This is a genomic window from Clostridium sp. (assembly GCF_050717515.1).
Classification (GTDB): Bacteria; Bacillota; Clostridia; order Clostridiales; family Clostridiaceae; genus Clostridium_AD.
In genome coordinates this window covers 1-23,363 of record NZ_JBOITL010000022.1, presented here as the reverse complement: position 1 = coordinate 23,363, position 23,363 = coordinate 1, and the positions used below count along the sequence as shown (strand labels likewise).

Sequence of the window (23,363 nt, the reverse complement as noted above, 5' to 3'; positions counted from 1 at the left end):
TAAATTAAAATTTTATTTAGTGGGAAACTATAATTAGCATAATGAATTTAACTTTGTAAAGTTAAAAAATAAGAGCAATTATATGATCTATCATTGAAGCAAAGTTGAATTAAAGAGGAGTGAAAATATTGAAAAAGATTTTAAGTTGTTTATTAATAGTATTTTATGTTTTGTCTTTTACAGGATGTTCAAAAAAAGAGAGTGAAGAAAAGCCAAAAGTAAATGCTTTTGAGATTAAATCCGCAGCTAATGTAGTCCAGAATTATATGAATTTTATAATGAAGGAAGATTACGAAAATGGTAAGAAGTTATATACTAAGGAGTTATTTAAAAAAATTTCAAGTATGCCCCTTAGTGATACCAAGATAAAGGGTTATAAAGTTACAGAAAGCAATGAAGTCGGTAGAACTGGAGTTTTTAAGGTCAGAGTTACAAGAACCTCTATGGTTAGTTCAATGTGTAGCTTGGATGAATATTCTATTAAAGTTGTTAAAGATGGTGCAGAATACAGAATAAGTGAAGTTAATAGCATGCCGCAAAAGGAAGCTTTTGTTGAAGGAATAGGTATTAGATTTAGAGATAAAAAAAATGTAAAGACCAATTTGATTATTGATGTAGCTGGGTTTCCTAAATATGTATATTCACAGGAAGATATAGCACAGTTGTATAAAATAATGGTGCCTTTAAAAGAATTCAGTTCAATAAATTTTAGCTATGAAGGAGAAAAACTTGCAGTTAGTACCTATAACAAAAATTCCTTTATTGGTATTGTTAATATTGATGAATCTCTATCGGTCCAAGGAGATGCTGGAAAATCAGGGAGTCAGTCCACGCAAGGTGGAGGATCTGATGTAATAGCTAAGGAGAAACCGATTGGAAAGGAGCTAATTCCTGTAGATTTGCTTGTCAATTGCAAAGTGGAGTTTATGACATTTTCCTTAGATGAAAAGTTTCTGCTTGTACAATATACTAAGGAAAACCTGGGAAAATATATTAGGGTTTATAAAGTAGATAGCGGAGATATGATTCCTGTTAATTTTGAAAAAGATTATCCTATAGAAAAAGTACAAATAGTATTTTCTTCTTTTGGTGAGGATACTATGATATATGAAGTAATTCCTAAATCAAATGTTAATAGTTCAGAAACAGACATTATTGGCAAATGGAAATTAGATTTAAAGGACTTTACATTAGATAAATTATAATTAATACATTCTTTATAGGCTATAAGGTATAATTAGCATAGTCTTTAATAAAATAACTAATCTAATGATTAGTTATTTTATTTGATTATGTAATAGAGAAAGGGTGAGATTAATGCAGAAAACATGGGGTGACAAAAGATATCACAGTTTGAATTATTTTTTAAGGGAGAAGTTCGGTGATAAGGTTTTTAAGATTGCTTTGGACGCTGGATTTTCTTGTCCTAATAGAGATGGAACTATTAGCAGTGGAGGATGTTTGTTTTGTAGCGAGCGGGGTTCAGGAGATTTTGGTGGGGATAGGAGATTTTCTATCACAAGCCAATTTGAAGATATAGTTAATATGATGAGCAAAAAATGGAAAACAGGAAAGTATATTGCTTATTTTCAGGCCTATACCAATACCTATGGTTCTATAGAAGTATTAAGAGAAAAGTATGAGGAAGCAATATCACAAGAGGGGGTAGTGGCACTTGCTATAGCTACTAGACCTGATTGCTTAGGCGAAGATGTATTAGATCTTATAGAAGAATATTCGCGCAGTGTATACACCTGGGTAGAATTAGGACTTCAGACCTGTAATGATGAAAGTGCGGAAATTATTAATAGAGGATATAAATTATCCAAATTTGAAGAGGCTCTAAAAGGGCTCAATAAAAGAAATATTGATGTGGTGGTTCATACTATTTTTGGCTTACCTGGAGAGACTGCAGAGGATATGTTAAAAACAATAGACTATGTGGCATGCAAAGATATAAAGGGCATTAAAATGCATTTACTATATCTAGTGGAAAATACACCAATGGTTGAGTTATACAACGGTGGAAAGCTTAAGTTTTTGGAAAAAGATGAGTACATAGATATAATTACCAGATCAATAGCTATGCTTCCACCTAACATGGTTATTCATAGATTAACAGGGGATGCACCAAGGGAGCTGCTAATAGGGCCTATGTGGAGTTTGAAAAAATGGGAAGTCTTAAATTCCATAGATAATAAATTAAAGGAATTAGATTTATATCAAGGGAAAAATTTTGAGATTTAAAATAAGGGCATTTGTGTCTTTCTACAAATTAGCTTTACCACTTTTGGGGGTTTTGCAAATAGATAATTGTGGTTTAAAGGTTTACAATATGTATATATAGAAAAACATATAGAATATAAATGTAGGAGGAATATATTATGTCAAATTTATCATTAAGGCACTTATACAAGGTTTATACTGGAAATGTAACAGCGGTTAAGGATTTTAATCTTGAAATAGAAGATAAAGAATTTATAGTTTTTGTAGGACCATCAGGTTGTGGTAAATCAACAACTTTAAGAATGATAGCAGGTCTTGAAGAAATATCACAAGGTGAAATATATATTGGTGATAAACTCGTAAATGATATGGCACCTAAGGACAGAGATATTGCTATGGTTTTTCAAAACTATGCATTGTATCCTCATATGTCTGTATATGACAATATGGCATTTGGACTAAAACTAAGAAAAATGCCAAAAGATGAAATAAAACAAAAGGTCACTGATGTAGCTAAAACACTTGATATAGAACATTTACTTGATAGAAAACCAAAGGCATTATCAGGTGGACAAAGGCAAAGGGTAGCACTTGGAAGAGCTATAGTAAGAAATCCAAAGGTATTCTTAATGGACGAGCCACTATCAAATTTAGATGCTAAACTTAGAGTTCAGATGAGAACAGAAATAGCAAAACTTCATCATAAACTTCAAACAACTTTTATATATGTAACTCATGATCAAACAGAAGCTATGACTATGGGAACAAGAATAGTTGTAATGAAAGATGGACTCGCCCAACAAGTAGATACTCCTCATAACATATATGAGCACCCAGTTAATATGTTTGTTGCTGGATTTATAGGAAGTCCTCAAATGAATTTTATGGAAGCTATGGTTTTAGAGCAAAAGGGTGAAGTAGTGTTATCTTTTAATAATGAAATTATAATACTACCAAAGGGTAAAGCTCAAATTTTAAAAGAAAAATCCTTCATAGGAAAAACTGTTGTAATGGGTATTAGACCAGAGGATATTGATGATGGCGTTGATTTTATTGAAAAAAATAAAAATTCAGTTATAGAAGCAAAAGTTGAGGTTACAGAGCTTATGGGAGCAGAGACTAATATTTATTTATCAAAAGGAGATACTAGTATCGTAGCTAGAGTTAATGGTTCGTCGTTAGCTAAAGTTGGAGATAAAATTAAAATCGCTTTAGATACAAATAAAATTCATGTCTTTGATAAAGAAACTGAAAACACAATAATATAGGGGGAAATTCAATATGTACAATTTTACAGAATTCTTGAAGGATTTAAGTCATTCTTCAAACATACCATTTAATGTAGTTACAGAAGATGGTATTGCACTATATATTAGTGACTTAGATATTAAAAATTCACATACAACCAACTTTACTATTATGCTTGGAGCTGTTAAAGGCATAATAAGTTTAGAAAAGAAGTATGAAAATTGTACATCTTTACTTCAATATATTATCGAAAACAAATATACAGAGCATTTTTCAACTAAAGAACAAGCGGTAATAGATATTTTAGAAAATAGAGAAATTTCGATTGATAATATTAATCACAATTTACCTTTTCTTAAAAATGGGTGTTATATCCTATTAATAAGCGTAGATGGAAGTAAGTATGAATCTCTTAATATAATAAAGCAAATATATGATAGTGAGCCAGTTGTAAGTTTAATGTATAATGATAGTATAATTGTAATTGGTGATTTTGATGAAGTCGAGGACCACACAGAAAGTATAAAGGAATCTATCTCATCAGATTTGTATTGTAAATGTTATGTAAGTTATGCAGATAGATCTTATGATATAAAAGGTCTTAAAAAAGCTTATACTGATTCTGTGCAATGTATGGAACTAGGAAAAAAATTTGATATAAAAGACCATACATTTAGTTACAATAAAATGCTATTTGAAAAAATTGTATATAATGTAGACATTAAAATTAAGCAGGAATTGCTAGGGATGCTCAAAGACAAATTCGATGCTATGGATAGTGAAATGATAGTAACTATTGAGCAATTTGTAAATTGTGGTCTTAATATCAGTGATGCCGCTAGGAAACTATATGTTCATAGGAATACTCTTATCTATAGATTAGACAAGATTAAGAAAGAAACAAATTTTGATATCAGAAACTTTAAAGATGCATCTGTGTTTCTTATAGGTTTTTTGATATGGAAAGAAAATAAGGAATAGGTGGGTAAGAACTTATTTCAAAAATGCACAGTGCGTTTTACTATTTGAAAATTAATTTATTAAGTAAATATTATATGATAAAAATCCACCAAATAGTTAAATGTTTGGTGGATTTATTATTTAGTGTAAAATAAATGTATACATATTTATATTTGAAACGTCATAATAACAGAAGTACTTCAAAACTAAAACTACTAAATAACTTGCTTTATGGAAGGGGGATATGATGAGCAATGAATTAATCAATGAGATGTTCGACAAAAAGATGAAGCTCATACATAAGTATTTGATTAAACTTGGATGTAGCCAAGTCAATGCTGAAGACATAGTCCAAGACACCTTCTATAAAGCACTAAAGTACATTGATGGTATACAGGCAGATAAGTTATCCTCATGGCTTTTTAAGGTAGCTACCAATAAATATTATGATTTGTGTAGAAGAAATAGCAGAAATGTTCATCTGAGTATTGATGAAGAAATTTTTAAAGAGAGCCTAACAGATAGTAAGTTAGTTGAAGATTTCATATTGGATCTAGAAAAAAAAGAAGAAATTCTTGTGATTCTAAATTCCATTAGTGATATTCATAAAAATCTGTTATTTTTTAAATACGACATGGGCTTGTCTTATAAGGAAATAGCGGAACTCTTAGATATAAATGAAAATACAGTTAAAACCTATCTCTTTAGAGCTAGGGAACAATTTAAAAAAGTTTGGAGGGATAAGTATGAAAAGTGATGATGAAAAATTAAGAGAATTGTTTGAAGTGAAAGAAAAACCTACTTTTAATAATGCCATTAAAAGAGCAAAAAATTTTTCAATAATAAGAAATATAATAGTAAGTTTTATGATACTCATTATCGTTAGCTTTATAGTATTAATGTTAAATGCAACTATTTTAAATACGATGAGTAATAAAACGGAGGATGACTTAGAAGATTGGTTTAATGTAGCCATGCCTAATGCTTATGTTGGGAATATACAGGTTGATGACAGAATAATGGTTGGTCAAATAGATTATGTTAGGTATAGATTTTTAGGAAATAGGCCTATAACTGATGGAAATTATAAAGAGGGGTATACCTATATGCCTTTGATTAATGGTATTTATGGTGACATGAGTGAGTATTTATTTACTAACTCTGGTGAATCATCAAAAGAATCAGATGAGATAATAAACTATAATAAAGTAGACAAGCGTGTTATGAAGTTTTATAATCCATCAATAAAATATGAAAGCTATATAAATGATTTAGAAAATCTTAATGAAATAGTTAGCAATAAATTAATGGAGATATCTCTATCCTTTGATAAAACTTATAGCCTTGAACAAGTTAAAACGATGATTCCCAGGGGCATTACTTTAAATTGGTATTGGGTAAATACCTTCTCTAAAAATGATAAACATGATTCAAGTAAATCAATACTTGAGGAATACGATGTATATGGGATAAAAGTTTTGGATAGTGGAGGAACAACAATTAAGGAGCCTGAAAAAGACTTCATAAATGCAATTATTAGAGGAAAAGAGAAAAAAGATCATAGCAGTATATATGAAAGTATATATGACACTTTGAGTAATGGAAAAGGTGAAATTAATAAAGAGGATTTAAAAATAATAGGAGTAGTTGTAAGTGGAAATGTGGGGGATTTAAAAGCCTTAAAGGATAAAAGTTATATTAAGGCGGCTACAATAGGCGCTGTAACAGATAAATATTAATAAAGGAGGCACATACATGAAGACATACTTTAAGCTAGAATTTAAAAAAACCATATTTTCCTTGCGAACTATAATTTTCATTTTAATAATTTTAACATCACTTGTGATACCTTATTTACAAGAAATAGCTTTTCCATTTCCAGGGTTAGATGGGGTGGATTATTATATAAGAATTTCTAGTTTTTCCTATATAGGGTTTATAGGACCAGTGCTAGCAGGTTTAATTTATTCTACATCAATAATTAAAGATAAGGAGTCGGGATTTATAAATAAGTTACTGGAAATTATAAATATAAAAACTTATTTTAAAGTTAAATTAGCAGTAAATACTTTAATAACTTTCATTGTTTTTGCAGTTGGCCATGGTGTTTTTATGGTGTATCTTATTATTACCAAAGGGGTAAGCAATACAGTTGTAAAAGATATTGCTTTCGGTGCATTTACCAGTATATATGATGTTTCAAAGATATCATATATTATGCTAATGTTGTTAGTTATATCTCTGTCTTCAGCTGCTTTTTCAATCTTTATGTTGGGAGTAATAACAGCTACACAGAAGAAGTTTATAGCATATATACTACCTGGATTTTATGTAATAACTACAGCAATCTTATTTGAGATATGGCCACTCAATAATATAGTTGACTTTAATGTGACAAAATTGTTCAATTTGATAATGAATAATAATACAAGAGGGGGAAGTGTAATAATATATGATTTAATATTAATGTTACTTGGAGTGCTTCTATTATATAAATTTGGATATAAGCGATTTTTAGCTTTAGATGAGGATACTACATATAAGTTAACATAAGCATATATGAAAAAGTACACATTTAATTCATTCTAGACTATTATATAAAATAGAAATATGTACTATAATTATATGTAGGCCACATAAGGCAAAAGAAGTGTTAAAGTGAAGGAGAGCAAAACATATGAAAATAGATATAATAGTTTCTGCGGATGATATAAAAAAAGAGAAAATAGCAAATAAAACAGTGGTAGTAATAGATATGCTTAGGGCAACTAGTGTAATATCTACTGCAATGAATAATGGATGCAAAGGTGTTATTCCTGTTTTAACAGTGGAAGATGCAGCGGGTATTGTGAGAAATAACAAAGAAGAGTTTATGCTTGGTGGAGAGAGAAAGGCATTGAAAATAGAGGGATTTCATTATTCTAATTCTCCATTAGAATATACCAGAGAGAGCATAGAAGGTAAGACTCTTGTTATGACTACAACTAATGGCACTAAAGCTATAAAGGGCTGCGTAAGTGCCAGCAATATTTTAATAGGTGCCATGGTAAACGCTAAGGCTACTGCAAAAAGAATAGTGGAATTAAATAAAGATGTAGTAATAGTTAATGCTGGAACTGATGGTGAATTTTCTATAGATGATTTTTTATGTAGTGGGTACATAATAGATTGTGTATTAAAATTGGTACAAGCAGAGCTTTCAGATATAGCTTTTACTTCTCATTATATTTATAAAAACAATGAAGATATTCACAGATTTATAAAATATGCAAGTCATTATAAAAGAATTACAGAGCTAGGACTTGAAGCAGATTTGGAATACTGCTGTAGAAAAGATATTATAGATAAGGTTCCAGAATATAAGAATGGGATTATAGTTTAATAAAAATACGGTGCTATATTAAAATAGCATCGTATTTTTTTAAATGTTTTCTTTAATTGGTGAACCAATACAACTATATTTGTGTCTAATATATGTAAACAAAAACTTGCAAGTTATTTTGTTTTTAATTTAATATTTATAATTTTGTATAGGTGGTGTAAAGTTGGAACTAGAATTTGAAATCAGACAAGCAATTGAAGGAAATAAAGACTCATTCGTAAACTTAATTAAGCGCTTTGAACAGTTACTGTATAAGGTTGCAAAATCTATGCTTGAATCAGATGATGATTGTGCTGATGCAATTCAGGAAGCGATTCTTAAAGCGTATAAGTCAATTGATAATCTAAAAGAGATACAGTTCTTTAGAACATGGCTAGTAAGAATTTTGATTAATGAGTGTCATAACATTAATAAGGTGAAAAGCAAGATAATTCCTGTCAATGAAATTAGAGAAACGGCTTGCGATAAGTCAATGATTACAACTATTGATGATAATATTGAAATGCAAGAAATACTTAATTGTTTAGAGAATGATTTAAAAAGTGTAGTTGTACTATATTATTTTGAGGAATTCTCTATAAAAGAAATATCTAGTATGATAGGTATACCCGAGGGTACAGTAAAATCAAGACTTTCAAGAGCACGATTAAAACTTAAAGGTATTTTGAATAACCACTTTGATGGGAGTGAATGCTATGAAAGATAAGCTATTCGATATGGAATTTATAAACAAGGCAAAGAACAGTAAAACTAATTTACCACCTGTGGTTTTAGACAGGATAGACAAGACTCTGGCCCTATTACCTGAAAAGAAAATAGAGAATAAAAAAAGAAAACATGGAAGCAAAATTCTTAAAAATAAAAGGGTAAGACAGTCCATAGCCGCGGCCGCCGTAACGTTAACAGTTTTAACTATTTCAGCTACGATATCACCAGTAATGGCTAATACTCTAAGTAATATTCCAGTAATAGGTTCCGTATTTAAATTGTTTGGAGATAAAGGATTAAAACTTGCCAGTGAAAAAGGGGTATCGTCATTAGTAGGGCAACCAAAAGTAGATAAAGGTATAAAAGTTACAATCAGAGACATACTTTATGATGGTGCAAGGATGTCTGTTGGATATACTATGGAAGGTAATAACATTGGAGAACTTGGCAAGTCTGATTTGCTGGTTAATGATACGCCTATAAACGCCGCAATGTCCTATACTGGAAGCGCGGTAACAAAAAACACTTATGCAGGAGTAATTAATGTTAGTCCTACAAGTGAACTACCAGAAAATTTTAAACTTACAGTATTACTTAATAAGATAGGAAATACAAAAGGTAACTGGGAATTTAAAAATATTCCTGTAAAAAAACAAAAATCTTCGGTTAATTCTAAAGTTACAACTCCGATGGTTACTAAACCAATAGGAAAAGGAAGTATAACTATAGAAAAAATACTTGTTTCGGATACTACAATAAAGTTAAATATTATTGAAACCAATTTACCAAGAGAAAAATTTTACAGTTATCAGGTAATAGATAACTACGGTAATGTGCTAAAACCTTTAAGCGGAAGTGGACTTGGCGAAGGTAGTATTATGAACCAAGAATATACATTTGAGCCCCTAAATAATAATCCTAAACATTTTGTTATAAAAGTAAGCGATAGAAATGAAAACGCGGGATCTGAAATTATAGATGTAAAAGTAAAAGTAGAAGATAAATTTCCGATTATTCTTTCACAGGGTGATAAAGGAGGGCAAGTTTCTGTAAACAAAATAGAATATCTAAAGGATAAAACTTTAGTACATTATACTTATAAGGGTAATGACCCATATGGCAATGGGCTGTGTGTTTGGGTAGAAGATAAAAAAGGTAATAACCTTGATAACCCTAGACAATCCACTCAAAGGAATATAGATGGTTCATATATATTAGAGTGTTTTCGTATTAATAAGAATAAGAAAATTAAAGTTGCAACAAGGGAACTTTCAGAATCAAAATTTCTTTTGGAGTTTGAAATACCATTAAAATAGGCCTAAAGGATAAAATAAGATTTAACTTTAAGCGCGTTAAAAAAGTATATATTACGTAAAATGCATTTGAATAAGCTTTAGTAATTTTAAAATAAATTTTAGAATTACTAAAGCAAAGGGAAAGCATTTGTAGTAATATATACTTTTTTTCTTTTAAACCACTTGGAATATATAGAATTTTAAGTAGTAAGATTCATCAGAATTCCATAGTATAGGATGATCTGCTGCTTGAGTTCTGAACTCTACTTGTCTAAGAGTTCTTTTAGCATCTAATGCAGCTTCAGCTATGGTATCTCTAAATAAATCAGGGTACATAAAATGAGAGCAAGAGCAAGTTACAAAATATCCGCCCGGCTTAACCAATTTAATACCACGTAGATTTATTTCTTTATATCCTCTTGTAGCACCATCTATAGTAGAACGGGACTTTGTAAATGCAGGTGGATCTAGTATTACTACATCGTATTGTCTTCCTTCTCTAGACCATTCGCGTAGCACGTCAAAGGCATTATGGGATTCAAATTTAACTATATCTGAAAGTCCGTTAAGCTCTGCATTTTTTCTAGAGCATTCTACTGCATAATCAGAAATATCTACTCCAAGTACACTTTTAGCACCAGCTATACCTGCATTAAGTGCAAAAGAACCTGTGTGAGTAAAACAATCTAAAACATCAGCATCCTTGCATAATCTCTGGATAGCCGCTCTGTTTTCCTTTTGATCTAGGAAAAATCCAGTCTTTTGGCCATTTTCGATGTCAACGTTATATTTAACACCGTTTTCAATAATTTCTAAATTAGTATCGAAGGGCTCTGTTAAAAAGCCTTTTGTCTGCTGCATACCTTCAAGTTCGCGTACTCTAGCGTCACTTCTTTCATATACGCCCTTTGCATTATATTCATCTGTTAGTAGCTTAACAATTATATCTTTATATTTATCTATACCTAGTGCTAAAGATTGAATAACATAATAGTCTTCATATTTATCTATAATCATTCCAGGTACAAAATCTGCTTCTCCAAACAAGAATCTACAACTAGAAGTATCTATAACTGTTTGTCTATATGTCCAAGCAGCACGAAGTTTTTTTCTGAAAAACTCTTCATTTATTTCTTCGGTAATATCTCTGGTCATTATTCTTATGGCAATTTTAGAAACGTCGTTTATAAAGCCTTTTCCAATAAACTCTCCTCTAAAATTATAGGCTTCAATTATATCTCCATTTTCATATTCACCATCAACGTTTTCGATTTCGTTGGCATATATCCAAAGGTGACCATTTTCTGCATTTCTGCCTTTACCTCTATATAAGTAAAATTTACAACTCATTTTAAATTCCTCCTGTATTGTTAGATAGTGTTAACACCATCTATATGTTTAGGGTAATAAAGTGATTTTTAATTGAAAATATCAAGTTATTTATCTATAGTAGTATACCACATTGAATTAACTTCTAATATAAAATCCATAAAATTCTTTTGACAAAAGTGCAGTTATAAATTACACTAATATATGTGCCATTTTTAAATGCACACTTGGATTAAGGGTATTTAGATAAAAACTGGAGGAATTTTCTTTGGTTGAGAATTCATATATAATATCCAGTTATTAAAAACAAATAAGTGTATGAGTAGAAATACTTTTTAAATATAAAAAAATAAAAATATAAAAATTACACTATATTAAGGAGAAAAACAAATGAGTAGATTAGTAGTAAAAAACATGAGCCATGGATTTGGTGACAGATCAATATTTGAAGATGTATCTTTTAGATTACTTAAAGGCGAACACATAGCGCTTATAGGAGCTAACGGAGAAGGTAAATCAACCTTTATGAATATTATTACAGGTAAGCTTATGCCAGATGAAGGGGAAGTTCAATGGTCAAGCAGCGTAAGAGTAGGGTATATGGATCAGCATACCGTTTTGGAAAAAGGAAAAACTATTCGGGAAGTTTTAAGGGAGGCCTTTAAATATCTTTTTGACTTAGAAGAGGAAATGATAGGTGTAACAGACAAGATGGGAGATGCATCACCTGAGGAGCTAGAAAAATTATTAGATAGAATGGGAACAATACAAGATCAGTTGGATAATAATGGATTCTACGCTATTGATTCTAAAATAGATGAGGTAGCTGCAGGAATTGGACTTAAAGATGTTGGCCTTGAAAATGATGTTGCAGATTTAAGTGGAGGACAAAGGACGAAAGTTCTTCTTGTAAAACTTTTATTAGAAGCTCCAGATGTTTTGCTTCTGGATGAGCCTACTAACTTTTTGGATGAGCAGCATGTAGAGTGGCTTAAGAGGTATCTTCAAAATTATGAAAGCGCATTTATCCTAATATCCCATGATATTGAATTCCTAAAAGGTGCAATTAATATAATATATCATGTAGAAAATAAAAAGTTAACTAGATATATAGGCTCTTATGAAGAATTTTTGAGGATTCATGAGGCTAAAAGGCTACAAATGGAAGCTGATTATGAAAGACAGCAAAAGGAAATTACTAGACTAGAGGTTTTTGTTGCTAAAAATAAAGCAAGAGCTTCTACTAGTGGAATGGCAAAATCAAGACAAAAGAAATTGGATAAAATTGATAGAATAGAAGTTACAAAAGATAAACCAAAACCACAATTTAATTTTAAATCTGCAAGAGCTTCAGGGAAAATAATATTTAAAACTGTGGATTTAGTTACTGGATATGATAGCCCATTATCTAAGCCCTTAGATTTATATATGGAAAGAGGACAAAAGATTGCTTTAACTGGTGCTAATGGTGTTGGAAAAACAACACTATTAAAGAGTCTTATGGGTGATATAAAAGCTCTTTCGGGTCATACAAACTTAGGAGATTATCAATATATAGGATACTATGAACAAGAAATAAAGGGAGTCAACCGCAATAATTGTATTGAAGAATTTTGGCAAGAATTCCCTAGCTTCACTCAAGGTGAGGTAAGATCTGCACTTGCTAAGTGCGGACTTACTACAAAGCATATTGAAAGTAAAGTTACTGTGCTTAGTGGTGGAGAGCAAGCAAAGGTAAGACTTGCGAAACTTCTAAACAGGGAAACAAATATATTAATCCTAGACGAACCTACCAATCACTTAGATGTAGATGCTAAAGATGAGTTAAAAAGAGCCCTAAAAGAATATACAGGAAGTATACTCTTAGTTTGTCATGAACCTGAATTCTATCAGGACGTAGTAACAGATGTATGGGATTGCGAAGAGTGGACAACTAAAATAGTTTAGTAGTTCCATAATAAAAGAGTTAGTTTATACAACTAGCTCTTTTATCATATTAATTAAAAATGGGCTTTGTGATGTAGTGATACACTCTTAATTGGGTGTATTTTTTTATTGCAAATTCATTAAATGTAACAATATTTTATAAATAATAAAAAACTACTTGATAATGTGAAGTAGTACACTTTGCTCCTGTTTAGAAAAGATAACAATTATTTAAGGGGATTTCTTAAAGTAAATAGTCTAAAGATTCTACATAGTCTAAATCAAGCGAATCATTAATAAAGTCCCTTAACAGTTTTAAATGGCCTCCTCCATATAAGACTAATATACGGTCGTCACTATTACAAATATGCTTTAAATTAGAGAAAATATGAAGATTTCGTTTATACCATGAAGCAACAAAATCAATTCCTACGGAGTCTTCTCCTATTTCGATATAATTAAAGGGTAAAAATGAAGTTGTATGCTGCAATTCATTAGTTTCTTTATTATTTAAAAATCTATATATTTTTTCTATACTGGTTTCTTCAGTAAACATGTCATAATATTTATTTGCAAATTCCATAAATGATTCATTGAGTTTTTGGTATAAAGCATCATTTTCCTTTGCTTTCTCAAATACAAGGGGTTGAGTCCAACCATCGTAGTAGTCAATACCATATATATGATTAATTTTATTGTATTTAGCTAAGTTGAATGCAAACTTAATGCGTTCATCTATATGATTAGTAATGTTATAATCGGCTCCTTTTATACTGATTTTAGATAAACTGTTACTTAAATCCAAATTTGGTTTATGTAAAAATTCTTGAAAAAGTTCATTGTGTTTTTCTTCTTCACTAGGTCTTAATTCAATACATAATTTATTAGGGTTAAATTGTGAAATTTTTTTTGTAATTTCTTCTAATTCATTTTGACGATTTTCATTTTGAATTTTAATAATTTTAGTGCCTTCTTCAGTACCAAAGTGGAAGGTACCTAAAATCATAATTTTTGGCTTATTCATATTGTCTCCTTTCTGATTTTGATGTTAAAACATTGTTTATTTTTAAAGTGTTTCCCAATGACTTTTAAAATTTTACAATTATACAATATAAAACTAATAATTAATCCTATTTTATGTAATTAAGCAATAATTGTCAATATAATCCTTCGTGAATGGATGCTTTTAGTTTTTGCTATTAATTTCATAGCATTATTATTTGTATATTGAACAAAATAGTAGGGTTATACTAGAATTAAATTTTTATCAAGGGAGGTATAAATGCTATGGGTGAAAAAAAGGATCCTTCTTGTGCAAGCCAACAAGAAAAGGAGAAAAAGGTAAATAATTTAGGAACTAAACATAATAAAAAGACACATAAAAAAGATTAATGTTAGATTAATTTTAAAAGGCATATATTTTAAAAATATATGCCTTTTGCTGATTTTAAGAAACTGTATCTTCTTGGTTATTAACAGTGTCATCTTGGGTAATTATGATATCTTTTTTTATCCACCCTCTATTATTAATGTTAGTCTGAGATTTTATAGATACCTCATACCATGAAATATCAAAAATCTCAGCACAATCTTGAATTTCTACGGAAGTGCTTTTAACTAGATTAGATAGAACTGGTGAATTTTCCATAGGGCTTAGATATAGACTGCAAGCCTCTTTTGTAGTTCCTGATTTAAAGAGTGGTGCCTTGTATTTTATTATAATAGGTCCCTCAGCACTTCGCGCGCTTGCAATTTTTGATTTGAATTCTCTATTTTGTCTAGAAATAATCTTTAGTTGAGTTTTTTGCGTTGATAATTTTTGGTTCATTAAAGTATAATATACGCCAAAACATATCAAAAGAACTGAGATTATAAAAATATTCAATAGTATCTCTCCTTCAAAAGTACTTATTTAAAACAACTATGTATTAATATAATAGAGGTTAACTCAAAAATTTGTGCATATGTTATATTTATGCTTAGTATATACTATTCTATAGAAAACCAAAAAATTCATAAAAAAAACCCATGTAATTACATGAGTTTTAAATGGCTGTAGTTAATTCATGATATTCAATTATAAATAGATCTGCATGATTAATAATATCTTCTTTTTGTTCTTTGGAAAAATCATCATATACACCTACTACCTTCATTCCAGCAGCTTTTGCACCTTTAACTGCAGGGAGTATATCTTCAAATACAATACATTCTGTCGGCTCTACACCTAATCTTTCAGCGGCAAGTAAATATACATCAGGAAAGTTTTTACCCCTAGATACTTCACTCGTAAGAGTTATAGAATCAAAATAGTGATAGATACCATTAGCCTGAAGAACAGCTTCTAGCAGTTCTTTACTATTACTTGTAGCAAGTCCAATTTTTATATTCAAAGTTTTAAGTAGAGATAAAAACTCAACTACTCCAGGCTTTAACTTTACATTGTTAAGATATTCTACATAGGCAAAATCCGTCCATTCCTTTTTAATTTCTTCTATAGTATCTAATATACCAAAATTACTTTTAAAATATGCTGCAGTGTCATCAAAGCTAAGATGTTCTATTTGGCTTTTTAGATTGGAAGGTAGATCCATATTTCTAATTCTAAAATAATCTTCATCTATTTTGCCCCAAACCCACATAGAGTCGATAAGGGTACCATCTAAATCAAAAATTGCAGCTTTAATATTTGTTAGCATTTAATCACCTCTTATAAAATTATAACATGAATAAATATAGTAATATACTGAGATTTGAAAAGGAGTTATGGGCATTAATTAATAACAGCTACCAGGAAAATTGAGCTGGTAGCTGCTCCTAATTATTTTTATAGGTCTTAAAAAAATCTGTAAGTAAGAAAAGAACAGGTAATTCCTAAAAAAGCACCCACAATCACATCTGTAGGGTAATGAACCCCTATATACATTCTTGAAATCCCTACACAACATGCTAAGGGTATAGTTATAAATCCAAAAATAGGGAAATATAAGGCTATTATCACAGCTAATGAAAATGCACCGGTAGTATGACCTGATGGGAAGGAGTATTTATCTATACCTATTTTTTTTATATTTAAATTTGGGATATTTATAAAAGGTCTTAATCTAGTAACGCTTATCTTAAGAAGCTTACCAATGCCAGTACTGATTGTTATAGAAATCATAGCGCGAATAGCCATGACGTGAATCAGTGTATTACCTAACAAAAAGAGAACAGCGCAAAATATAAACATAAAAGAAAAAGATCCTAAGTAAGTCATAGATGGCATTACAATATCTAAGAACCTACACTTCCAAGAATTATTTATAATTCTAAGTATGTTAATGTCTCTATGACTTATATATTCAAATAACGCTTTCATAAAACCCTCCCATCTGCACAGTAAATTATTTTTTAATTACTTAATATTGTATCATATTTTAGCTCTAATTTATATTGTAAAATATTTACTAAAACTCTCTGTGAAATATTTTGGTCTTATCTTTATCTTTAAAATCCGCAGCACTATTAATTCCAATTCTATTTAGGATTTCATTCATACAATCGCTATCTATGGATACTCTAATCTTTGAATTTTCTGCGAATTCATCTACTCTAACTTTTCCCGAACTTGCATGGATTAATGATTTAGGTCCTCCAACGCAACCACCAACACAGCCCATTCCTTCTAAAAAATTTGCGTTAATTTCATCGCTTTGAGCTTTAGTAAGCAATTCTTTACATTCTTTCACACCGTTTCCTTGAATAGGATTAAATAAATTGTATTTTTCAGGAAATAATCTTTCGATAACCTCTCCAATAGCTATAGATACGCCTCCCGTCCTGGCATAAAGCCTACCGCCCCTAGAAGCATATTCACTAGATATATCTGCTTGAAGTTTTTCAGGCTCAATATTTAATGTATCAAAAATATCCTTAAGTTCGGAGAAGGTAAGCACATAATCTATGTCACCTAAAATGTCCCGATCCTTTGCTTCGCCTTTTTTTGCAATGCAGGGTCCTATAAAGACTACTTTGCAGTCAGGATTTAGTTGTTTTAAAATTCTACCAGCAGCAATCATAGGAGAAATGGAGGGAGATACATGTGTAACTAAATTATGGTATACCTTCTTTAACATTCCTACCCACATAGGACAACAGCAAGAGGTAATCATTAAATCTTCTTTTCCTTTGACATGTTCATCAAATTCGATAGCCTCTTTTAATGTAAGCATATCTGCGAAAAAAGCAACTTCAACCATATCTGTGAACCCAATTTTTTTAAAGGCAGTTCTAAGATTATCTATACCAACATTTTCTCCAAATTGTCCAGTAATGGCAGGAGCTACAGCGGCTATCACTGTAGAATTATCTTTTAACAAATTTAAAAGGGGAATAAATTCTACTTTATCCATTAAGGCGCCAGTAGGACATGCATCTATGCAAAATCCACAGTCTATGCATTTATCATTATCAATATAGGTAGTGTTACATTTACTATCAATTAATATAGCATCGAATGGGCAAGAAGCTTGACAAAGGGTTTTTCCATGCTTATCTGCACACTCCATGTCACAATGTTTAACTTTATTTACAATTTTGTGATTTGATTCATAACACTGGATAGCTTGTTTTAAATCTTCTATATAATTAGTTGAAAAGACTACATCAACACCACAAAGTGAAGAAATTATAGAACTTAACTCAGTTTTATTAATATTATCTTTTGACAGTAACTCATGTAGCTTATTTTCAAAATTATCTTCATGATAGGATTTAATTAGGGTCTTAAAAATTTCATTATAGATTTCATTCAAAATAATCACTCCTAAGTTGTTATTAGCCACGTAATAATGTTGGCATAATATTTAGAAAAAACAATAAAATAGTATAATATTGTTTATCTTGTGAAAAAGGAGTGGTTTTATACTTAAAGCATGAAAAATTAACAATAAAAAAAGAGTTGCCGTTAGACAACTCTTTTTTTGGTCGGGGTGACAGGGATTGAACCTGCGACCTCATGGTCCCAAACCACGCGCGCTCCCAGCTGCGCTACACCCCGATGACTTCTTTATTATATAATAGGAAGGTATAAATGTCAACAGTATTTACAAGTATTTTTCCATATGCAAGAAATATAGGATTTATGTATTGTAAAATTATTTAAAAAAATAGAGCAGTGTTTCAGATGATATTAAGACAACATCATCTGAAACACTGCTCTATTTCTATTATTTTTTAACATCCCTCTCTTTATCGCCAACACCTCTGGTAGGTACAGTAGACATAATGAAACCTACTAGTATAGACACTAAGGCAGGGGCTACTACGTTGATATATACTATATATCTTGTTTTGTACAAAACTAGTGCAGTAAGAGCAGTGACTGATGCGCTAGCTACAAAAATAATAATTATAAATTTTGCAAAAGAACTCATAAATTTTTCATATAATCTATGACGAGTTGGGCCGCTTATAACACTTCTAAATAGAAAATAAGAAGAGAATATTATTATTATATCTACTATAGCCGAAACTAGAAAATTTTTCATTATACATACCTCCAAAATAAATTTTCCTAGTTAGTGTTACCAAAGATTAATGCTTTTACGCAATATAATTATAAAAAGTGAAACTAAAATACATAAATATAAGTATTTACATTAGTAGATTATTTTGGTAGTATAAAATTCTGCTATTTTTAAATGTAAAAATAATGAAAAACACAAAGGGGGGTATTATGTCACAAATCATTGTCAAAAACTTAGTAAAAACATTTCAAATAGCTAAACGAAAAACAGGTTTATGGAATGCCACAAAAGGGCTTATTCATAGGGAATATAGTACTGTAAACGCGTTGGAAGGAATTTCATTTAAAATGGAGGAAGGAGAATTAGTAGGCTATATTGGCCCTAATGGAGCTGGGAAATCCACTACAGTTAAAGTGTTAAGTGGAATTCTTGTTCCAGATTCAGGACGTTGTGAGGTTTTAGGTAATATACCTTGGAAAAATAGAATTTCTCACGTTAAAAACATAGGAGTTGTATTCGGACAACGTTCCCAGCTATGGTGGGATCTGCCTGTTATTGATTCTTTTGAACTTTTGAAGGACATATATAATGTACCTGAAAAACAGTATAAGATTACTAAGGATGAGTTAGTTGAAAGATTAAACCTTCAGCAAATATTAGAAGTTCCTGTACGTCAATTAAGTTTAGGTCAAAGGATGCGATGTGAAATATCAGCATCATTACTTCATACACCACCAATTCTCTTTCTTGATGAACCAACTATTGGCCTGGATGCTGTATCAAAACTGGCGGTGCGAGAATTTATAAAAGAACTTAACAAAAAACATGAAACAACTGTTATTTTAACTACTCATGATATGGATGATATCGAGGCATTATGTTCTAGAGTTATGGTAATTGGGAAAGGGCAAATTCTTTTAGATGGAACTATTAATGAGATTAGAAATACAGTCTCTAAAGAACGAAGACTAATAATAGACTTAGAAGAGCAAATTACGGAGATATCTATAGAGGAAGCTAAAGTAGTAAAAGTAGAAGGGAATAGAGCTTATTTAGATTTTAATCCAGACAAAATAACACCAGCACAATTAATAGGAAATATATCATCTAAATATAAGATAAAAGATTTATTTATTGAAAATCCACCTATAGATGAAGTAATTGCTAAATTTTATGGAGAATTTAAGATATGAGAGCATATGTATCCATTGTAAAATTAAGATTTATGTTATTAATACAGTATAGAGTTGCAGCTATAGCGGGGATTTGTACACAATTTTTATTTGGGTTTGTTAGAGTTATGGTTATTGCGGCATTTTATGCCTCAACTACAGCTAGCCAACCTATGTCCTATGTGCAAACAGTTACATATATATGGATTAGTCAAGCGCTCTTAGGGATACAACCTTGGAATGGAGATGCTGAAATTCAGCAAATGATTAGCTCTGGTAATGTGGCTTATGAATTGTGCAGACCTTTAGATTTATATAATCATTGGTTTTGTAGGGCATTTGCACTGAGAACTGCACCCACCTTACTTCGCGCAATACCACTATTTATAGTTACTTTGTTTTGCTTGCCACAAAAGTATAGTATGCAGCCACCAAATTCATTTGCTTCCTTTGGAGCCTGGATTTTGGTTACATTTGGTGCGTTGATGCTTTCCTGCTCCATAACCAATTTATTAAACATTTCAATGCTCTGGACTATATCAGGCGATGGAATTAAAAGATTATTGCCTTCAGTAGTCATGATTTTTTCTGGTATGATAGTGCCATTGCCATTGTTCCCCACCTGGATGCAGCCAATACTTAAAGTACTTCCTTTTAGTGGGCTCGTAGATACACCTATGAGATTTTATTTAGGGCATATAAAGCCAAGTAGTATATTACCATTCCTTTTTCATCAGCTCATTTGGACATGTATATTAATTTTATATGGGAAATGGTTAATTTCACGAGGACTAAAACGTGTTGAGGTACAAGGAGGTTAATAATTGAAGAATGCTATTAAACTTTATTTAAGATATATAAGTGTTTCAATTCAAAGTCAAATGCAATACAAGGCATCCTTTATAATGATGGCTATAGCTCAGTTTGCAATAACCTTTATAGATTTTATAGGTATTTGGGTTTTATTTGATAGGTTTGGTGCTATAAAAGGGTGGAATTTACCTGAGATTGCGCTTTTCTATGGAATGATACACATGGCTTTTGCTATAGCAGAAACGGCAGCTAGAGGCTTTGATACCTTTGAACGTCAAGTTAGAACAGGTGAATTTGATAGAATGCTTTTGAGACCGAGAAGTCTTGTACTTCAAATTGTTGGGCAAGAATTTCAATTGATGAGAATAGGTAGATTTACACAGGGGTTTGTAGTACTCCTTTGGGCTATGTGGTCCTTAAATAATAGCTTAAGCTTTATTAAGGTTATGCTTATAATTATTTCAATCTTTGGAGGAGCATTTTTGTTTTCAGGATTATTTGTGCTTCAAGCAACCATATCCTTTTGGTCTGTGCAGAGCCTTGAGGTTGTTAATATGGTTACATATGGAGGAGTCGAGATAGCTCAATTTCCTGTAACTATATATGATTCTTGGTTTAGAAAGTTTTTTATATTTGTAGTTCCACTGGCTTGTGTTAATTATTTCCCAGCCATGGGAATTTTAAATAAAACTGATCCTTTAAATTCGCCGTTTTGGTTACCTTGGGTATCACCATTTGTAGGAATAGTTTTTTACACTCTTGCATTGCAAGTGTTTAAATTTGGAGTTAAACATTATAAATCTACTGGAAGTTGAATCATAACCATGTATTGACAAATAGGATAAAAGAGAATAGACTATGTTTAATGGATTAAACAAAAGAACGGAGTGTAATTATGAGTAATGAAAAAAGTCCTCACGCGGAAACCTTGAATATGTTTAGGGAGGCAATCCCTTTACTACAAGTTTTATCTGATACAACAAGGCAAGATATTATTTTAGCCTTAGCAGAAAATGAAAGCTTAAATGTCAATCAGCTTGCAGAAAAATTACCATTATCTAGGCCAGCTATTTCACATCATCTTAAGAGTTTAAAGCAGACTGGACTTATAGATATGGAGCAAAGAGGTACAGGAAATTATTATTTTTTAACTCTCAGAGACTCAGTAAGCATGTTGAAAGGACTATTAAATTCTATAGAAAAAAATTGTATTATTAGATAATTAGGTATGTTTATAAAATAATGTTATAGGGGGAGAGCTAAATAATGAACAATATACAGATGGTTTTAGAAAAGCAAAGGGCCTATTTTCATACAGGAGCTACAAGAGATATAAATTTTCGATTGGAGAAATTAAATAACTTAAAAAAGTCTATACAAAAAAATGAAAAGCAAATATTAGAGGCATTGTGGTCCGATTTGCATAAATCTGAATTTGAAGCTTATGCTACTGAAATAGGAATAGTTCTAGAAGAAATAAGTTTTGTTATGAAACATTTAAGGTCCTGGTCAAAAACTAAAAAAGTAAGAACTCCATTAACACATTTTTTATCTTCTAGTTATATTTATTCAGAGCCTTATGGAGTAAGTCTAATTATTTCTCCATGGAATTATCCATTCCAATTAACAATGGCACCATTGATTGGCTCCATAGCTGCTGGAAACTGTTCTATGTTAAAGCCAGCAAAATATTCTCCTAAAACAACTGAAGTTATTGGTAAAATTATTAAAGAATGTTTTTCAGAAGAATTTGCTTGTGTGGTTGAACCTTATGGGGGCAGAGAATCTATTCAAGCACTACTAGAAGAAGAGTTTGACTATATATTCTTTACAGGGAGTGTACCTGTTGGTAAAGTCGTAATGGAGAAAGCTTCAAGGCATCTTACTCCTGTAACTTTAGAATTAGGTGGAAAAAGTCCTTGTATAGTGGATGCGGATTCTGATATAAAACTAGCTGCAAAAAGAATAACTTGGGGTAAATTTTTAAATGCGGGACAAACTTGTGTTGCACCAGATTATTTACTAGTTCACAAAAGTGTTAAGAAAGAGCTTTTAAATGAAATAGTGGGTTGTATAAAAGAGTTTTTCGGAGAAGACCCATCAAAAAGCAAGGACTTCCCAAGAATAGTAAATGAAAGACAATTTGAAAGGCTTATAGGGCTTTTGGATAAAGGTCATATTGTGACTGGAGGAGAGTACAATAAGGAAGAACGCTATATGGCACCAACTATTATCGATAATATAAGTTGGGGAGATCCAGTTATGTTAGATGAAATATTTGGACCCATAATTCCAGTTATAGAATTTGAAGACTTAGAGGAAGTTATAAAAACGGTTAACTCAAAGCCTAAGCCTCTTGCATTATATTTCTTTTCTGATAACAAAAAGCACCAAGAAAGAGTAATAAAAATGATTTCTTATGGTGGAGGGTGTATAAATGATACAATTATACATGTGGCATCTGCATATGCACCTTTTGGTGGAGTAGGGGCTAGTGGTATGGGGTCCTACCATGGTAAAGGAAGCTTTGATCTATTTTCACATAAAAAAAGTGTAATAAAGAAGAGTAATATTATAGATATTAAGATTAGATATGCGCCATACAATGATAAAATTAAATGGCTAAAGAAACTTATGAAATAGTATAATACCCTAAAAAAGCCCTGCAAAATAAAGTGGACCCTGTGTCAAGGACATTTTAAAAAAAGAGCCTTAAGAATACCCTTAATGTCACAATTGTGATATAAGGGTATTCTTTTTATATTTTTATAGGGTACTCACCTGTTTTTAAATA

General features: G+C 30.9%; 23 protein-coding genes and 1 tRNA gene. 16 read left to right on the top strand and 8 right to left on the bottom strand.

Annotation, left to right across the window (positions count from 1 at the left end):
* Window positions 1–128: 128 nt before the first annotated feature.
* From ACREV6_RS07150 to ACREV6_RS07105, 10 genes are all read left to right on the top strand, one after another.
* Entirely contained in the window at window positions 129–1,205 is a 1,077-nt protein-coding gene (locus ACREV6_RS07150; protein WP_431577322.1) for a hypothetical protein, read from the top strand.
* A gap of 112 nt (window positions 1,206–1,317) precedes the next feature.
* Complete coding sequence (gene mnmL, locus ACREV6_RS07145; protein ID WP_431577321.1) at window positions 1,318–2,247, top strand: tRNA modification radical SAM protein MnmL/YtqA; 930 nt, start codon at window positions 1,318–1,320, stop codon at window positions 2,245–2,247.
* A 137-nt stretch (window positions 2,248–2,384) separates the two neighbouring features.
* The gene (locus ACREV6_RS07140; RefSeq protein ID WP_431577320.1) at window positions 2,385–3,494 is read left to right on the top strand and encodes an ABC transporter ATP-binding protein; all 1,110 of its coding nucleotides are present in this window, start codon (window positions 2,385–2,387) and stop codon (window positions 3,492–3,494) included.
* Window positions 3,495–3,507: 13 nt separating this feature from the next.
* Window positions 3,508–4,455, top strand: coding sequence for a PucR family transcriptional regulator (locus tag ACREV6_RS07135; RefSeq protein ID WP_431577319.1), 948 nt, complete (start codon window positions 3,508–3,510; stop codon window positions 4,453–4,455).
* A 223-nt stretch (window positions 4,456–4,678) separates the two neighbouring features.
* Complete coding sequence (locus ACREV6_RS07130; RefSeq protein WP_431577318.1) at window positions 4,679–5,191, top strand: RNA polymerase sigma factor; 513 nt, start codon at window positions 4,679–4,681, stop codon at window positions 5,189–5,191.
* Window positions 5,181–6,173: an anti sigma factor C-terminal domain-containing protein gene (locus ACREV6_RS07125; protein WP_431577317.1), complete on the top strand. Its 993-nt coding sequence runs from the start codon at window positions 5,181–5,183 to the stop codon at window positions 6,171–6,173. The genes ACREV6_RS07130 and ACREV6_RS07125 overlap by 11 nt, the downstream gene beginning before the upstream one ends.
* Window positions 6,174–6,189: 16 nt before the next feature.
* The gene (locus ACREV6_RS07120) at window positions 6,190–6,987 is read left to right on the top strand and encodes a hypothetical protein (protein WP_431577316.1); all 798 of its coding nucleotides are present in this window, start codon (window positions 6,190–6,192) and stop codon (window positions 6,985–6,987) included.
* A gap of 124 nt (window positions 6,988–7,111) precedes the next feature.
* Window positions 7,112–7,816, top strand: a complete 705-nt coding sequence (locus tag ACREV6_RS07115) for a 2-phosphosulfolactate phosphatase family protein (RefSeq protein WP_431577315.1) — start codon at window positions 7,112–7,114, stop codon at window positions 7,814–7,816.
* A 163-nt stretch (window positions 7,817–7,979) separates the two neighbouring features.
* Entirely contained in the window at window positions 7,980–8,522 is a 543-nt protein-coding gene (locus ACREV6_RS07110) for an RNA polymerase sigma factor (RefSeq protein WP_431577314.1), read from the top strand.
* Entirely contained in the window at window positions 8,512–9,840 is a 1,329-nt protein-coding gene (locus tag ACREV6_RS07105) for a DUF4179 domain-containing protein (protein WP_431577313.1), read from the top strand. The genes ACREV6_RS07110 and ACREV6_RS07105 overlap by 11 nt, the downstream gene beginning before the upstream one ends.
* Before the next feature lie 153 nt (window positions 9,841–9,993).
* On the opposite strand, the gene ACREV6_RS07100 is transcribed toward ACREV6_RS07105, so the two are convergent.
* A complete protein-coding gene (locus tag ACREV6_RS07100; protein ID WP_431577312.1) occupies window positions 9,994–11,169 on the bottom strand; it encodes a class I SAM-dependent rRNA methyltransferase in 1,176 nt (391 codons plus the stop codon).
* A gap of 369 nt (window positions 11,170–11,538) precedes the next feature.
* Here ACREV6_RS07100 and ACREV6_RS07095 point away from each other — a divergent pair, with 369 nt between their 5' ends.
* Window positions 11,539–13,095, top strand: a complete 1,557-nt coding sequence (locus tag ACREV6_RS07095) for an ABC-F family ATP-binding cassette domain-containing protein (protein WP_431577311.1) — start codon at window positions 11,539–11,541, stop codon at window positions 13,093–13,095.
* Between the two features lie 223 nt (window positions 13,096–13,318).
* Here the strand turns inward: ACREV6_RS07095 and ACREV6_RS07090 are convergent, their stop codons facing one another.
* From ACREV6_RS07090 to ACREV6_RS07060, 7 genes are all read right to left on the bottom strand, one after another.
* A complete protein-coding gene (locus tag ACREV6_RS07090) occupies window positions 13,319–14,098 on the bottom strand; it encodes a DUF5694 domain-containing protein (RefSeq protein ID WP_431577310.1) in 780 nt (259 codons plus the stop codon).
* Between the two features lie 423 nt (window positions 14,099–14,521).
* Window positions 14,522–14,959 (bottom strand): hypothetical protein, encoded by a 438-nt coding sequence (locus tag ACREV6_RS07085; protein WP_431577309.1) that lies wholly within the window; start codon window positions 14,957–14,959, stop codon window positions 14,522–14,524.
* 160 nt (window positions 14,960–15,119) lie between these two features.
* On the bottom strand, window positions 15,120–15,773 hold the full coding sequence (locus tag ACREV6_RS07080; RefSeq protein ID WP_431577308.1) for an HAD family hydrolase: 654 nt from the start codon (window positions 15,771–15,773) through the stop codon (window positions 15,120–15,122).
* Between the two features lie 137 nt (window positions 15,774–15,910).
* On the bottom strand, window positions 15,911–16,435 hold the full coding sequence (locus tag ACREV6_RS07075) for a phosphatase PAP2 family protein (RefSeq protein WP_431577307.1): 525 nt from the start codon (window positions 16,433–16,435) through the stop codon (window positions 15,911–15,913).
* 88 nt (window positions 16,436–16,523) lie between these two features.
* Window positions 16,524–17,870, bottom strand: coding sequence for a [Fe-Fe] hydrogenase large subunit C-terminal domain-containing protein (locus tag ACREV6_RS07070; protein WP_431577306.1), 1,347 nt, complete (start codon window positions 17,868–17,870; stop codon window positions 16,524–16,526).
* Between the two features lie 169 nt (window positions 17,871–18,039).
* Window positions 18,040–18,115 (bottom strand) — tRNA-Pro (locus ACREV6_RS07065).
* Between the two features lie 169 nt (window positions 18,116–18,284).
* On the bottom strand, window positions 18,285–18,605 hold the full coding sequence (locus tag ACREV6_RS07060) for a hypothetical protein (protein WP_431577305.1): 321 nt from the start codon (window positions 18,603–18,605) through the stop codon (window positions 18,285–18,287).
* Between the two features lie 188 nt (window positions 18,606–18,793).
* Here ACREV6_RS07060 and ACREV6_RS07055 point away from each other — a divergent pair, with 188 nt between their 5' ends.
* The 5 genes from ACREV6_RS07055 (at window position 18,794) to ACREV6_RS07035 (ending at window position 23,212) form a co-directional block, all read left to right on the top strand.
* Window positions 18,794–19,777, top strand: coding sequence for an ABC transporter ATP-binding protein (locus ACREV6_RS07055; RefSeq protein ID WP_431577304.1), 984 nt, complete (start codon window positions 18,794–18,796; stop codon window positions 19,775–19,777).
* Window positions 19,774–20,577: an ABC transporter permease gene (locus tag ACREV6_RS07050; RefSeq protein ID WP_431577303.1), complete on the top strand. Its 804-nt coding sequence runs from the start codon at window positions 19,774–19,776 to the stop codon at window positions 20,575–20,577. The genes ACREV6_RS07055 and ACREV6_RS07050 overlap by 4 nt, the downstream gene beginning before the upstream one ends.
* Before the next feature lie 3 nt (window positions 20,578–20,580).
* On the top strand, window positions 20,581–21,384 hold the full coding sequence (locus tag ACREV6_RS07045) for an ABC transporter permease (RefSeq protein ID WP_431577302.1): 804 nt from the start codon (window positions 20,581–20,583) through the stop codon (window positions 21,382–21,384).
* 80 nt (window positions 21,385–21,464) lie between these two features.
* A complete protein-coding gene (locus ACREV6_RS07040) occupies window positions 21,465–21,791 on the top strand; it encodes an ArsR/SmtB family transcription factor (protein WP_431577301.1) in 327 nt (108 codons plus the stop codon).
* A 44-nt stretch (window positions 21,792–21,835) separates the two neighbouring features.
* Window positions 21,836–23,212 (top strand): aldehyde dehydrogenase, encoded by a 1,377-nt coding sequence (locus ACREV6_RS07035; protein WP_431577300.1) that lies wholly within the window; start codon window positions 21,836–21,838, stop codon window positions 23,210–23,212.
* Window positions 23,213–23,363: the final 151 nt, after the last annotated feature.

Bases quoted from the DNA above. Each gene is read 5' to 3' on its own strand.
- ACREV6_RS07140 (WP_431577320.1), top strand. From the start codon at position 2,385: ATGTCAAATTTATCATTAAGGCACTTATACAAGGTTTATACTGGAAAT.
- mnmL (WP_431577321.1), top strand. From the start codon at position 1,318: ATGCAGAAAACATGGGGTGACAAAAGATATCACAGTTTGAATTATTTT.
- ACREV6_RS07035 (WP_431577300.1), top strand. From the start codon at position 21,836: ATGAACAATATACAGATGGTTTTAGAAAAGCAAAGGGCCTATTTTCAT.
- ACREV6_RS07050 (WP_431577303.1), top strand. From the start codon at position 19,774: ATGAGAGCATATGTATCCATTGTAAAATTAAGATTTATGTTATTAATA.
- ACREV6_RS07090 (WP_431577310.1), bottom strand. From the start codon at position 14,098: ATGAATAAGCCAAAAATTATGATTTTAGGTACCTTCCACTTTGGTACT.
- ACREV6_RS07130 (WP_431577318.1), top strand. From the start codon at position 4,679: ATGATGAGCAATGAATTAATCAATGAGATGTTCGACAAAAAGATGAAG.
- ACREV6_RS07095 (WP_431577311.1), top strand. From the start codon at position 11,539: ATGAGTAGATTAGTAGTAAAAAACATGAGCCATGGATTTGGTGACAGA.
- ACREV6_RS07120 (WP_431577316.1), top strand. From the start codon at position 6,190: ATGAAGACATACTTTAAGCTAGAATTTAAAAAAACCATATTTTCCTTG.
- ACREV6_RS07115 (WP_431577315.1), top strand. From the start codon at position 7,112: ATGAAAATAGATATAATAGTTTCTGCGGATGATATAAAAAAAGAGAAA.
- ACREV6_RS07105 (WP_431577313.1), top strand. From the start codon at position 8,512: ATGAAAGATAAGCTATTCGATATGGAATTTATAAACAAGGCAAAGAAC.
- ACREV6_RS07080 (WP_431577308.1), bottom strand. From the start codon at position 15,773: ATGCTAACAAATATTAAAGCTGCAATTTTTGATTTAGATGGTACCCTT.
- ACREV6_RS07055 (WP_431577304.1), top strand. From the start codon at position 18,794: ATGTCACAAATCATTGTCAAAAACTTAGTAAAAACATTTCAAATAGCT.
- ACREV6_RS07040 (WP_431577301.1), top strand. From the start codon at position 21,465: ATGAGTAATGAAAAAAGTCCTCACGCGGAAACCTTGAATATGTTTAGG.
- ACREV6_RS07060 (WP_431577305.1), bottom strand. From the start codon at position 18,605: ATGAAAAATTTTCTAGTTTCGGCTATAGTAGATATAATAATAATATTC.
- ACREV6_RS07100 (WP_431577312.1), bottom strand. From the start codon at position 11,169: ATGAGTTGTAAATTTTACTTATATAGAGGTAAAGGCAGAAATGCAGAA.
- ACREV6_RS07075 (WP_431577307.1), bottom strand. From the start codon at position 16,435: ATGAAAGCGTTATTTGAATATATAAGTCATAGAGACATTAACATACTT.
- ACREV6_RS07135 (WP_431577319.1), top strand. From the start codon at position 3,508: ATGTACAATTTTACAGAATTCTTGAAGGATTTAAGTCATTCTTCAAAC.
- ACREV6_RS07125 (WP_431577317.1), top strand. From the start codon at position 5,181: ATGAAAAGTGATGATGAAAAATTAAGAGAATTGTTTGAAGTGAAAGAA.